Below are 13,364 nucleotides of genomic sequence, written 5' to 3'. Positions count from 1 at the left end.
GGCGAAATCCCTAGTCTACCGGGCATCGCGGCACTGGCCGTGTTTCCCTGAGACAATCCCCGTCATGTCCCCTGTTGCATCGTTCCGCATCGAGAAAGACCTCCTCGGCACCCTCGAAGTACCTTCTGACGCCTACTTCGGCATCCAGACCCTGCGCGCTGTGAACAACTTCCGCCTCTCGGGCGTGCCGCTGTCGCACTACCCGAAACTGGTCGTCGGCCTGGCGATGGTCAAACAGGCGGCAGCCGATGCCAACCACCAGCTTGGCCACCTGTCGAACGAGAAGCACGCTGCCATCAGCGAAGCCTGTGCCCGCCTGATCCGCGGTGACTTCCACGACCAGTTCGTGGTGGACATGATCCAGGGTGGCGCCGGTACTTCCACCAACATGAACGCGAACGAAGTGATCGCGAACATCGCGCTGGAAGCCATGGGCCACACCAAGGGTGAGTACAAGTACCTGCACCCGAACAACGACGTGAACATGGCGCAGTCGACCAACGACGCTTACCCGACCGCCATCCGCCTGGGCCTGCTGCTCGGCCACGACACCCTGCTGGCCAGCCTCGACAGCCTGATCCAGGCCTTCGCCGCCAAGGGCGTCGAGTTCGCCGGCGTACTGAAGATGGGCCGTACCCAGCTGCAGGACGCGGTACCGATGACCCTCGGCCAGGAATTCCACGCCTTCGCCACCACCCTGGGCGAAGACCTCGACCGCCTGCGTCGCCTGGCGCCGGAACTGCTGACCGAAGTGAACCTCGGCGGCACCGCGATCGGCACCGGCATCAACGCCGACCCCGGCTACCAGAAGCTGGCTGTCCAGCGCCTGGCTGAAATCAGCGGCCACCCGGTCGTTCCGGCTGCCGACCTGATCGAAGCCACCTCCGACATGGGCGCCTTCGTGCTGTTCTCCGGCATGCTCAAGCGCACCGCGGTCAAGCTGTCGAAGATCTGCAACGACCTGCGCCTGCTGTCCAGCGGCCCGCGCACCGGCATCAACGAGATCAACCTGCCGCCGCGCCAGCCGGGCAGCTCGATCATGCCGGGCAAGGTCAACCCGGTGATCCCGGAGGCGGTGAACATGTGCGCCTTCGAAATCATGGGTAACGACCTGGCGCTGACCATCGCGGCCGAAGGCGGCCAGTTGCAGCTGAACGTGATGGAGCCGCTGATCGCCTACAAGATCTTCGACTCGATCCGCCTGCTCCAGCGCGCCATGGACATGCTGCGCGAGCACTGCATCACCGGCATCACCGCCAACGTCGAGCGCTGCCACCAGCTGGTGGAGCACAGCATCGGCCTGGTCACCGCGCTGAACCCGTACATCGGCTACGAAAACTCCACCCGTATCGCCAAGACTGCGCTGGAAACCGGCCGCGGAGTGCTGGAGCTGGTTCGCGAGGAGAAGCTGCTGGACGAAGCCACCCTGGCCGACATCCTGCTGCCGGAAAACATGATCGCCCCGCGCCTGATTCCGCTGCGCGCCTGATCCTCCGCCCGGCGCGAGCCGGGCACGTCTCACCGGTTGAGGGGGAGTATTCCTCCCTCACCTTTCAGGGATTGGTTACCCCCAGTCCCTTCTTTTATACCCGGCGCCGCGGGTTTACCCGAGGCGCCACGTCTCACCGGTTGAGGGGCCTCTTGGCCCACTCTCCTTTAGAAGGGACACCGCTTACCCCGGTGTCCCTATTTTTTTGCCTGAAATCCGGGCGCGGCGGAAAACATGGCAGACGGAGTCCGCGCCTACGCCGGTTCAGGTTTCGTAGGAACGGACTCCGTCCGCGATTGGCATGAGTCGCACGGCACCGTAGGGCGCATAACCGCTTGCTGTGATCCGCCAGTTCCGTGCCAGGCACAGTGGCGGATAACGCTGCGCGTTATTCGCCCTACAAAACACTTTCCTGGAGTTCCGGTCGTGGCGGTGCGGCTTCTGTAGGAGAGAGGGGGACGCCATCGTCATTGCTCGCGAACACGATCTCCCTCCCGTCAATACCGGCGCAGGAGGGGTTCGCGAGCAAGCTCGCTCCTACAAAAAGCAGGGGCTGCGGGAGATCAATCCTGACGTTGCAGGTGATCGAGAATCCGCCGATTGAGAGCGGCGATACGCTCCACGGCGTCCGCCTCATCGCACTCGGTATCCGACGCACCGAGCTGGCGGGCGCAGAGGTTGAGCGCAGAGAGCACCATCAGCTCATTGCTGGTGACGTAGGGGAATTTCTTCTTGCTGGCGCTGATCTCCGCCTGCAGCAGCGCAGCCGCGTCCTGCAGCCGGCGCTCTTCACCGGCCGGCGCCCGGACGCTGTATTCGCGCCCGAGGATGCGCAGGACGCGGACGCCGTCGCCACTCATGCGCTGGCGCGGCTGTCGCTGACGCGGCGGATCAGCGCCTGCAGGCGAGTCGCGGTGGCGTTGTGCTTCTCTTCCTGCTCCATGAGCGACAGTTGCAGCGTGTCGTTTTCCTCACGGGCCTTGAGCAGCTCTTCACGCACCTGGGCGTTGTCCTGCACCAGTACTTCATTCTGCTGCAGCAGCTCGGCGACCAGCTGTTCAAGTTGTTCGAGGGTGGAATCGAGCATGGGAGCCTCCGCAAAGCCTTTCAAAGGGTGCGGAGGATAAAGAAAGGGGCGCGGCGGGGCCAGTAAAAACGCGGTTCTTCTGACAAGCCGTATGCTGTCAATTCAATGGCTTACGAGATAATTCTCGTGCTATTTCAATGATTTCCTACCACCAACGAAATTTGGACCGGGAATCAACCCACAAGGTTCGCCTACGGCGCCGGCTTCCGCTCCGATGGGGAAGGCATCCTGCAGGAGCGAGCTTGCTCGCGAACCAGGGCTCGCTGCGGGGATTGTTCGCGAGCAATATCGATGGCCCCTCGCTCCTACGAAGAGCCGGAACGTCAGATGCGAATCACGCCTTCCTCACGCAGCAGCTTGAAGATTGCCTCGGCGCCCGCCTCGGGAGAGACGTCCTTGAGGACCTGCCCGGTACCGCCAGAGGCCTTGGCGGTGGCGGCCTTCATGCGTTCGGCGCCGGTCTTCGCCTTGATCATCTTCAGCCGCTTGGGACGCGGGCGCGCGGGTTGCAGGTTGCCGTCGGCAAGCAGTGGATCGTCCACCACCTCCACTTCGTGGGCTTCCAGATAACCCCGGCGAGCCGGGCCGAAGGCGCTCTGGCGAGCCGCCGGCGCGGCATTGTCGACGCTGGCGACGAAGGGCAGGCGCACCTTCAAACGACGGCGCTGGCCGCGAGGCAAGGCCTGCAATACCTGGGCACTGCCGCCTTCGACCTTCTCCACTTCCGCCAGGCCGACCACCAACGGCCAGCCGAGGCGCTCGGCCAGCAGGAAGGGCAACATGCCGGAGCCTTCACCGGTTTCCGCCTGGGTGCCGGTGAGCACCAGTTGCGCATCGCTGTCGCCCAGGTAGGCGGCCAATGCTGGCAGTGCGTCGGCACCGGCAGGCTGTTCGAGCACGGCCAGCTCATCCAGGCCCATGCCGAGGTAACCGCGCAGCGCTTCTTCCCCGGCATCACCGGCATGCACGACGCGCAGGCGCTTACCGGCGAGGTTCATGCCCAGTTCCACCGCACGGGCATCCTGGTCGGCGCGCCGCGCACGGCCAGAGGCCGGGTGGGCGCCGATGGACACCAGGGCGACGATGTTCAGGTCGTTCATAAGCCACCTCGGGCTTTCAAGCTGGCGTAGGGCGAATAACGCGCAGCGTTATCCGCCGATGATGCGTTGGCGGCGGATAAAGCCGAAGGCTTTATCCGCCCTACCGAGGAACTCCTATCACGCTGCATCGCGCGCCGCTCCATTGCGATGGGCTTCGGCCAGGACCATCAGCGCCTTGAGGATCGCGGCGGAATCACCGATCACCGAGAGATCGGCGCGTTTGATCATGTCGCAGCCCGGGTCCATGTTGATCGCCACCACCTTGTCGCAGGAACCGATGCCCTGCAGGTGCTGGATCGCCCCGGAAATGCCGACGGCAAGGTAGACCCGCGCGGTGACCCAGGTACCGGTGGCGCCAACCTGACGGGCACGCGGCATGTGGCCGTCGTCCACTGCCACGCGCGAGGCGCCTTCGGTGGCGCCGAGCGCAACGGCGGCGCGATGGAACAGCTCCCAGTCCTTCACGCCGTTGCCACCGGAGAGGATGAACTCCGCCTCGGCCATGGGAATCTGCGCCGGGTCCACGGCCACCGGGCCGAGGTCCTCGATGCGCGGCAGGTTGCGCGCGACGCTGCTTTCCAGCTCCACGGCGCGGGCCTCGTGCCGGGTTTCGCTGACCGGCTCCGCACACTCGGCGGCAGCCAGAATCAGGCGCGGCAGGTCGCGATGCAGGTCCTGCTGGCCGGCTCCGGCGCGACCGATGCAGCGCTCGCCTTCGGCCTGCCAGACGCGGGTGGCCGGGCGTTCGCCCAGGCTGGCGGCGAGACGGCGGCCCAGTTCGCCGCCACCGGTGCGGCTGTCGGGCAGCAACCAGTGACGCGGTGCGAACTGGCTGTTGGCCGAACGCAGCGCCAGCACCCTTTGTTCCGGGGCGTAACCGTCGTATTCGTTGCCCTCGATCTGCAACAGGCGGTCGACGCCGGCGGTGTCGAAGGCGGTTTCCTTGTGCTCGCCGAACACCACGGCTAGCACCGCACCGTCGCTGCCGGCCAGCTTGCGGGCCAGGCCCAGCAGGTCGCGGTCGTGGCTGGAGAGGCGGCCGCCCACCATGTCGGGCACCACGGCAATCAGGAAGGCCGGCTGCTCGATGATCACCAGCGGCAGCTGCGTCACCTCCGGCGCGCTGCTGCGCTTGCCGCCTGCCGTACCTTGCTGGCCACCGGAACGGTCGATGCGCTTGACGCCATTGGCCCCGATGAAGCCGACGGCGTGGGGATTCTTGCGCACCACGCCGTTCGGCCCCATCCAGCGGCTCTCGCCACCCTGAGCCGATTGCATGGCCGCGTGCAGCGGGTGCAGGCGATTGCGGGCGATCCACTCGGCCCGCGGGTCGCGGCGGATGATGTCGCTCATGCTCGATGCTCCGGGCTGGAGTAGGGCGAATAACGCGCAGCGTCATCCGCCGAAGTGGCCGAGGCGGCGGATAAAGCCTTCGGCTTTATGCGCCCTACGGGGCTACGCAGGACGTTCACAGGTGCACCTCCACCGCTTCTTCACGGCGCGCCAGCGAGGGCTTTTTTGCCGGCACCTCGGTGGCCTCGATGAGGACCTCGGCGACCAGTTCGGCGATATCCTTGATCTCCGGGCGCGGCGCGACCACGCCTTCGAGCATGGCGGTGCATTGCGGGCAGCCCACGGCAACCAGTTCGGCGCCGGTTTCCTTGATGTCGACCATGCGCATGTCGGGAATCCGCTGCTTGCCGGGGATGTCGGTGATCGGCGCGCCGCCGCCACCGCCGCAGCAGCGTGAACGGAAGCCGGAGCGGTCCATTTCCTTGACCTCGATGCCGATGGCCTTGAGCACGGCGCGCGGCGCTTCGTACTCGCCGTTGTAGCGGCCGAGGTAGCACGGGTCGTGGTAGGTCACGCTGCCGGCCTTGCTCTGGCCGAGGTTCAGCGCGCCCTTGCGCACCAGTTCATCGATGAAGGTCGTGTGGTGCAGCACCTGGTAGTTGCCGCCCAGCGCGCCGTATTCGTTCTTCAGCACGTGGAAGCTGTGCGGGTCGCAGCTGACGATGCGCTTGAAACGGTACTTGGCCAGGGTGGCGATGTTGCGTTGGGCCAGGGTCTGGAAGGTGGCTTCGTCACCCAGGCGGCGTGCCACATCGCCGCTGTCGCGCTCCTCCAGGCCGAGCACGGCGAAGTCGACGTTGGCGGCCTTGAGGACCTTCACGAAGGCACGCAGGGTGCGCTGGTTGCGCATATCGAAGGCGCCGTCGCCGACCCAGAACAGCACGTCGGCCTGCTGCTTGTCCGCCAGCAGCGGCAGGTTCAGGTCGGCCGCCCAGTTCACCCGGCCGCCGGGGGCGAAGCCGCCGGGGTTGTCGGTGGCGATCAGGTTTTCCAGCACCTCGGCGCCCTTGTTCGGGGTCGCGCCCTTTTCCAGGGTGAGGTGGCGGCGCATGTCGACGATGGCGTCGACGTGCTCGATCATCATCGGGCATTCCTCGACGCAGGCGCGGCAGGTGGTGCAGGACCAGAGCGTCTCGGCATCCACCAGCGCCTTGCCGTCCAGCGCGACGATCGGCTGGTGCGGGCCGCCGCGGTGTTCGCCCAGCGGTTTACCGGGATACGGGCTGCCGGCAAAGTTGGCGTCGCTGCCACCGGCAAGGCCGATGACCATGTCCTGGATGAGCTTCTTCGGGTTCAGCGGCTGGCCGGCGGCAAACGCCGGGCACATGGCTTCGCACTTGCCGCACTGCACGCAGGCGTCGAAGCCGAGCAACTGGTTCCAGGTGAAATCGGTGGGTTTCTCGACGCCCAGCGGCGCCATCGGGTCCTGCAGGTCCAGCGGCTTGAGGCCAGTGGAGCGGCCACCGCCGAAGCGTTCGGCGCGGCGGTGCCAGGCCAGGTGCAGGGCACCGGCGAAGGCGTGCTTCATCGGGCCGCCCCAGGTCATGCCGAAGAACAGCTCGGACACACCCCAGGCCACCCCGATGGCAAGGATGGCTGCGAGGAACCAGCCGCCGAAACCCTCCGGCAGGATGCCGGCCACCGGCAGGGTGGCGATGAAGAAGCTCGCCGAGAACATCAGCAGGCTTTTCGGCAGGCGCATCCACGGGCCTTTCGACAGGCGCGACGGCGGGTCAAGGCGGCGCTTGGCGACGAACAGCGCGCCACCAAACATCAGCGCGGTGGCCGCCAGCAGGGCGAAACCGAGAATGCGGCTGTGCAGGCCGAGACCGTGCACGAGGATGGCCAGCAGCGCGGCCAGCACGAAGCCGCCAGCGGTGGCGACGTGGGTCTTCGACATGTACTTGTCGCGCTCGACCACGTGGTGCAGGTCGACCAGGTAGCGACGCGGCATCTTCAGCAGGCCGCCGATCCAGTCGACCTGCGCGGGCCGGCCACGGCGCCACATCGCGAAGCGCTTCACGGCGCCCAGCACGGCGAGGCCGAGGGCGGCGAAGAGCAGGATGGGGAGGATGATGTTGAGCATTTCTGGTCTCCCTACGGGACCTCAGGGGGCGCTGGACAAGCGCCCTCTCCCGCTTGCGGGAGAGGGCGGGGGGAGAGGGTGTTTCCGGTCGGCTCGGTCACTTGGCCCACCACCCTCTCGCCAACCCTCTCCCTGAAGGGAGAGGGGGTTGTCCGTGCTTGCCGGACATCACATGGCGTGTCTTAGAAGTCCTTGCACAGTCGCAGCGCGTCGTAGATCGCCGCATGGGTGTTGCGCTGGGCCACGCAGTCGCCGATGCGGAACAACAGGTAACCGTCACCCGGCTCGCTGAGACACGGCTGCGGCTTGATCGCGAACAGCGCCTCGACGTCGATCTGGCCCTTGTTGCGGGAGCCCTGCTTGAGCGCGTAGTACAGGCTCTCGTCCGGGCGCACGCCATTCTCGACGACGATCTGGTCGACCACCCGCTCTTCCTTCGCGCCGGTGTATTCGTTCTCCAGCACCGCTACCAGCTTGTCGCCCTCGCGGTAGACCTTCTCCAGCATCAGGTCGCCGGTCATGATCACTTCCTTGGGGTACATGCTGCGGTAGTAGGTCGGGAAGGTGGTGCCGCCGATGGCCACGCCCGGCTTGATGTCGTCGGTGACGATCTCGACCTGGGCGCCCTTGTCGGCGAGGAAGTCCGCCACCGACATGCCGCTGAACTCGCAGATGGTGTCGTAGACCAGCACGTTCTTGCCCGGCTCGACCTTGCCGTCGAGTACGTCCCAGCTGCTGACCACCAGCCCGTCGGCGGCGCCCCAGTGTTCGTTCTGCTCAAGGAACGGATGGCCGCCGTTGGCCAGCACCACCACGTCGGGGCGCAGGTCGAGGATGGTGTCGGCATCCGCGCCGGTGCCCAGGCGCAGGTCGACGTTCAGCCGCGCCAGCTCCAGCTGGTACCAGCGGGTGATGCCGGCGATCTGGTCGCGCTGCGGAGCTTTCGAGGCGGTGGTGATCTGCCCGCCGAGCTGTTCCTTCTTCTCGAACAGGGTGACGTCGTGGCCACGCTCGGCGGCGACGCGCGCGGCTTCCATTCCAGCCGGGCCGCCACCGACGACCACCACCTTGCGCTTCACGCCGGTGGTCTTCTCGATGATGTGTGGCACGCCCATGTACTCACGGGAGGTGGCGGCGTTCTGGATGCACAGCACGTCCAGGCCCTGGTACTGGCGGTCGATGCAGTAGTTGGCGCCGACGCACTGCTTGATCTGGTCGATCTGGCCCATCTTGATCTTGGCGATCAGGTGCGGGTCGGCGATGTGCGCGCGGGTCATGCCGACCATGTCCACGTAACCGCCTTCGAGGATACGCGTGGCCTGGTTCGGGTCCTTGATGTTCTGCGCGTGCAGCACCGGCACGTTGACCACTTCCTTGATGCCGGCGGCCAGGTGCAGGAACGGCTCCGGCGGGAAGGTCATGTTCGGGATGACGTTGGCCAGGGTGTTGTGGGTGTCGCAACCCGAGCCGACCACGCCGATGAAGTCGAGCATGCCGGTGTCGCTGTAGTACTTGGCGATCTGCTTCATGTCCTCGTGGGACAGGCCGTCCGGGTGGAATTCGTCGCCGCAGATGCGCATGCCGACACAGAAATCGTCGCCGACTTCGGCACGCACGGCCTTGAGCACTTCCAGGCCGAATTTCATGCGGCCCTCGAAGGTGCCGCCCCATTCGTCGGTGCGCTTGTTGACCCGCGGGCTCCAGAACTGGTCGATCATGTGCTGGTGCACGGCGGACAGCTCGACGCCGTCCAGGCCGCCGGCCTTGGCACGGCGAGCCGCTTGCGCGTAGTTGCCGATCACCCGCCAGATCTCTTCCGGCTCGATGGTCTTGCAGGTGGCGCGGTGCACCGGCTCGCGCACGCCGGAGGGCGACATCAGGGTCGGCCAGTTGAAGCCGTCCCAGCGCGAGCGGCGGCCCATGTGGGTAATCTGGATCATGATCTTGGCCCCATGCTTGTGCATGGCGTCGGCCAGGTTCTGGAAGTGCGGGATGATGCGGTCGGTGGAGAGGTTCACCGAGCTCCACCATTCCTGCGGGCTGTCGATGGCGACCACGGAGGAACCGCCGCAGATGGCCAGGCCGATGCCGCCCTTGGCCTTCTCCTCGTAGTACTTCACGTAGCGCTCGGTGGTCATGCCGCCGTCGGTGGCATACACCTCGGCGTGAGCGGTGGAGAGTACGCGGTTGCGGATGGTCAGCTTGCCGATCTGGATCGGCTGGAACATTGCCTCGAAAGCCATTGCGGCATCCTCACGGGATCAGAGGTTTCTTGTTGTCTGGCGGCCTTGCGGCTGCTTGTTCGCGAGCTAGCTCGCTCCTACAGGGGGCGAAAGATCAGAGCGGTTTGACGACGAACAGGCCGTCGTCGTGGCCTTCCTCGGCGCCGCTGTAGACCTGCTCGGCGACGGTGCGGATATCGCTGCCGCGTGCCTGGAGAATCTGGTCCATCGCGCCGGCGAACCAGCCGGTGAACATGTAGTCGACCTTGCGGTTGACCTTGCCGTAGACGTAGACGAAGGCCGAGTGCTTCAGGCGAACCTGGGCGGTGCCCTTGTCGAGGTCGATCTGCTCGATCTGGAACAGGCCCCAGCCGCGCTGGGACAGGCGCTTCATGTAGTGCTCGAAGACTTCCACGCCGACCAGGCCGTGGCACTCAGCTTCCTTCTCGCACCAGTGCCAGGCGGACTTGTAGCCGGCCTTGTAGAGGATTTGCGCGTAGCGCTCGGCGCCCAGCTCTTCCTCGATGCCCATGTGGTTGTTGACGAAGAAGTGCCGCGGTACGTAGAGCATCGGCAGGGCGTCGGTGGTCCAGACGCCGGTTTCGCTGTCGACTTCGATGGGCAGTTCGGGGGCGTGTTTGGCCATGTGTGCAGCTCCGATTCCGGGTAGGACCCGCTCACTCTGGGAGAGGGTCGGGATGTAGAGGATCGCGGGTGAGCGCCGGCGGCCCTCACCCCTTGCCTCTCCCGCGAGCGGGAGAGTGGAAAGTCGGTGTTACTCGCCCCACACGTCTTTCAGGACGCGCACCCAGTTCTCGCCCATGACCTTGCGCACCACGCGCTCGGGCATGCCGCGCTTGAGCAGGGTTTCGGTGAGATTGGGGAACTCGCCCACGGTGCGGATGCCCAGCGGGTTGACGATCTTGCCGAAGTTGGTGAGGCGGCGGGCATAACCCTTGTCGTGGGTCAGCCACTCGAAGAAGTCCTGGCCGTGGCCCTGGGTGAAGTCGGTGCCGATGCCGATGGCGTCCTCGCCGACGAGGTTCATCACGTACTCGATGGCTTCGGCGTAGTCGTCGATGGTCGAGTCGATGCCCTTGGCGAGGAAGGGCGCGAACATGGTCACGCCGACGAAGCCGCCGTGGTCGGCGATGAACTTCAGCTCGGCGTCGGACTTGTTGCGCGGATGTTCCTTGAGGCCCGACGGCAGGCAGTGGGAATAGGTGACGGGCTTCTTCGACTCGAGGATGACTTCCTCGGAGGTCTTGGAGCCGACGTGGGACAGGTCGCACATGATGCCGACGCGGTTCATCTCCGCGACGATCTCGCGGCCGAAACCGGAGAGGCCGCCGTCGCGCTCGTAGCAGCCGGTGCCGACCAGGTTCTGGGTGTTGTAGCACATCTGCACGATGCCCACGCCCAGTTGCTTGAACACCTCGACGTAGCCGATCTGGTCCTCGAATGCATGGGCGTTCTGGAAGCCGAAGAGGATGCCGGTCTTGCCCTGCTCCTTGGCCTTGCGGATGTCCGCGGTGGTGCGCACCGGGATGACCAGGTCGCTGTTCTCGCGGATCAAATTGTTGCTCGTGACTATGTTGTTCACCGTGGCCTGGAAGCCTTCCCACACGGAGACGGTGCAGTTCGCGGCGGTCAGCCCGCCCTTGCGCATGTCCTCGAACAGCTCGCGGCTCCACTTGGCGATGATCAGGCCATCGATGACGATGCTGTCGGCGTGGACTTCGGCTGGGCTCATCTTGGCGTACCCCTTCTCAGGCTTGGCGCGCCGGGGCTTGTGCCGACGCTTTGCAGGCAGGATATCCCTGCCCCCCGAGGCGACCCGGTTCGAAAACGACCAGGGTCGACCCGAAAGCGTCAACCTCGCGACATGGGCGACAGCGTTTGCGTCGCGCTGGGGAATGTGTGGTGCGGAACTCCATGTGCTGCAGGGTTCGCAGTACCTGTAGGAGCGAGCTTGCTCGCGAATGCTCTTCGTTGCGGGACGCGGCGTGAGAGCTGAAAACGCCCTCTCCCCAGCCCTCTCCCTGAAGGGAGAGGGAGCGGTCCTGATTTCGCGGAAAGACCAGCGTCAACCAGCGAGCACTTGATCTGCCCGCTGCACGAACAGTCCCCTCTCCCTTCAGGGGGAGGGTTAGGGAGGGGGTATTTCGTCGGCGGCACCGGGTCCCCCGGGGGACATTCGCGAGCAAGCTCGCTCCTACAAGTAACGCTGCGCCAGGGCGATTTCAGCGCTTGCGCCAACAGGCGAAGAGGTTCCACGCCACCAGGCCGGTGACGAAGGCGGAGCTGCTGTAGAAGAGCATGGCGTCCAAGGGGATTCCTCTTCAACGACAGCGCCCCCGCAAAGGGGGCGCTGGGTGGCGGGGGCTTACTTCTCGGCGACCAGGCGCGCGTGGGCGGATTCCTCGCCCAGGTTGTTCAACATCCGCTCGCTGTACCAGTCGAGGAAGTTGATCACACCGAACTCGTAGGTCTTGGAGTACGGCCCCGGCTGGTAGGCGGTGGAGTTGATACCACGCTGGTTCTCTTCGGCCAGGCGGCGGTCCTGGTCGTTGGTGGCGTCCCAGACTTCGCGCAGGCGCGCCACGTCGTAGTCGACACCTTCCACCGCATCCTTGTGCACCAGCCACTTGGTGGTGACCACGGTTTCCTGCGCGCTGATCGGCCAGACGGTGAAGACGATCAGGTGGTCGCCCATGCAGTGATTCCACGAGTGCGGCAGGTGCAGGATGCGCATCGATCCCAGGTCCGGGTTCTGGATGCGGCCCATGAGCTTCTTGCTGCCCTGCTTGCCGTCCATGGTCATGGACACGGTGCCCTGCAGCAGCGGCATGCGCACGATGCGGTTGCGCAGGCCGAAGCTGGCGTGGGCGTACGGAATCTTCTCCGCTTCCCAGGCGGTGGTGCAGGCCGCCACCTGGTCCTTGAACGCCTGGCTAGCGCGCGGGTCGGTGACGTCGTCCCACTCCAGCAGGGTGTTCAGCAGCTCCGGGTGCGAGCCGTTGCAGTGATAGCACTCGCGGTTGTTTTCCAGCACCAGCTTCCAGTTGGCCTTTTCCCGCAGCGTGGTCTGCACCGCCACCTTGGTGTTCTCCATGTCGTACGGCTCCATGTAGTGCTCGAGCGTACGCAGGAAGTCATCGATGGCCGGCGGGTTCTCCGACAGCGAGATGAAGATATAGCCGCCGGCGGTCTTCACATTCACCGGCTTCAGGCTGTAGTCCTTCATGTCGAAGTCCGCGCCCATCTCGGTGCCGGCGAACAGCAGGCGGCCGTCCAGTTCGTAGGTCCACTGGTGGTACGGGCAGACCAGCTTGGCGACCTTGCCCTTGTCGCTGACGCACAGGCGCGAACCACGGTGGCGGCAGACGTTGTGGAAGGCGTGGATCTTGCCCTCGGCGCCGCGCAGCACGATGACCGGGTTGTCGCCGATCTGCAGGGTGAGGAAGTTGCCCTTGGCGGGGATCTCGCAGGTCATGCCGGCGATCAGCCACTCCTTGTGGAAGATCTCCTGCATGTCCAGCTGGAACAGGCGTTCGTCGTTGTAGAAGGGTTGCGGCAGCGAGAAGCTGTGGTCGCGAGTGCGCAGCATCTCGGCGGTGGCCTTGCGGGCCGGTTCCAGCGGATCGCCCAGACTCAGGGTAGTAGTGACGTCCATTGCTAGGTCCTCATGCCGCAGCCCGTTTAGCTGCCGGCGGAAATAAGTGGCTGATACGGTGTGCCACGCAGGGCATTTGCGGCAGGTGCCAGGCGCGCCGAGTGCGCCGTTTCCCGCCGTCTCGCTCAACCTGGGGGGTTGCTCGGCATGGAGCTGAGTGTGGGGCCGCGCCCTGTAGGAACCCTTATCCATGGGCGACACGGCCAGATCATTTCCCGACGCGCAACGGCACGTCCCAGGCGGCAGGTCGCGATAAGCATGCAAATGTCGCTGGCAGGTAAATGCACCGGTCATCCTCGTGCACACAATCCGCCCCATCAGGCATGCCGACAGGCCCCGTGCTTTCTACGC

General features: G+C 65.5%; 10 protein-coding genes. 1 reads left to right on the top strand and 9 read right to left on the bottom strand.

Going from position 1 to position 13,364, the window contains the following annotated elements:
- The first annotated feature begins 64 nt into the window (after window positions 1-64).
- Window positions 65-1,489, top strand: a complete 1,425-nt coding sequence (locus tag PNI01S_RS24870; RefSeq protein WP_065085092.1) for an aspartate ammonia-lyase — start codon at window positions 65-67, stop codon at window positions 1,487-1,489.
- Between the two features lie 563 nt (window positions 1,490-2,052).
- Here the strand turns inward: PNI01S_RS24870 and PNI01S_RS24865 are convergent.
- From PNI01S_RS24865 to gbca, 9 genes are all read right to left on the bottom strand, one after another.
- Window positions 2,053-2,349, bottom strand: a complete 297-nt coding sequence (locus PNI01S_RS24865) for a cell division protein ZapA (RefSeq protein WP_024766747.1) — start codon at window positions 2,347-2,349, stop codon at window positions 2,053-2,055.
- Entirely contained in the window at window positions 2,346-2,576 is a 231-nt protein-coding gene (locus PNI01S_RS24860) for a hypothetical protein (protein WP_024766748.1), read from the bottom strand. The genes PNI01S_RS24865 and PNI01S_RS24860 overlap by 4 nt, the downstream gene beginning before the upstream one ends.
- A gap of 323 nt (window positions 2,577-2,899) precedes the next feature.
- The gene (gene etfB / locus PNI01S_RS24855) at window positions 2,900-3,676 is read right to left on the bottom strand and encodes an electron transfer flavoprotein subunit beta (protein ID WP_024766749.1); all 777 of its coding nucleotides are present in this window, start codon (window positions 3,674-3,676) and stop codon (window positions 2,900-2,902) included.
- A 117-nt stretch (window positions 3,677-3,793) separates the two neighbouring features.
- On the bottom strand, window positions 3,794-5,029 hold the full coding sequence (etfA, locus tag PNI01S_RS24850) for an electron transfer flavoprotein subunit alpha (RefSeq protein WP_084359608.1): 1,236 nt from the start codon (window positions 5,027-5,029) through the stop codon (window positions 3,794-3,796).
- 115 nt (window positions 5,030-5,144) lie between these two features.
- Complete coding sequence (gene dgcB, locus PNI01S_RS24845) at window positions 5,145-7,115, bottom strand: dimethylglycine demethylation protein DgcB (RefSeq protein ID WP_084359606.1); 1,971 nt, start codon at window positions 7,113-7,115, stop codon at window positions 5,145-5,147.
- 182 nt (window positions 7,116-7,297) lie between these two features.
- Window positions 7,298-9,358: a dimethylglycine demethylation protein DgcA gene (gene dgcA / locus PNI01S_RS24840; RefSeq protein ID WP_084359604.1), complete on the bottom strand. Its 2,061-nt coding sequence runs from the start codon at window positions 9,356-9,358 to the stop codon at window positions 7,298-7,300.
- 94 nt (window positions 9,359-9,452) lie between these two features.
- Window positions 9,453-9,983: a 4-vinyl reductase gene (locus PNI01S_RS24835; RefSeq protein WP_024767038.1), complete on the bottom strand. Its 531-nt coding sequence runs from the start codon at window positions 9,981-9,983 to the stop codon at window positions 9,453-9,455.
- 129 nt (window positions 9,984-10,112) lie between these two features.
- Window positions 10,113-11,090: a dipeptidase gene (locus tag PNI01S_RS24830; RefSeq protein ID WP_024767037.1), complete on the bottom strand. Its 978-nt coding sequence runs from the start codon at window positions 11,088-11,090 to the stop codon at window positions 10,113-10,115.
- 633 nt (window positions 11,091-11,723) lie between these two features.
- The gene (gene gbca / locus PNI01S_RS24825; RefSeq protein ID WP_024767036.1) at window positions 11,724-13,013 is read right to left on the bottom strand and encodes a glycine betaine monooxygenase oxygenase subunit; all 1,290 of its coding nucleotides are present in this window, start codon (window positions 13,011-13,013) and stop codon (window positions 11,724-11,726) included.
- Window positions 13,014-13,364 lie beyond the last annotated feature (351 nt).

This window comes from Pseudomonas nitroreducens NBRC 12694, from assembly GCF_002091755.1.
Lineage (GTDB): Bacteria > Pseudomonadota > Gammaproteobacteria > Pseudomonadales > Pseudomonadaceae > Pseudomonas > Pseudomonas nitroreducens.
This window is presented reverse-complemented; position numbering and strand designations above follow the sequence as displayed.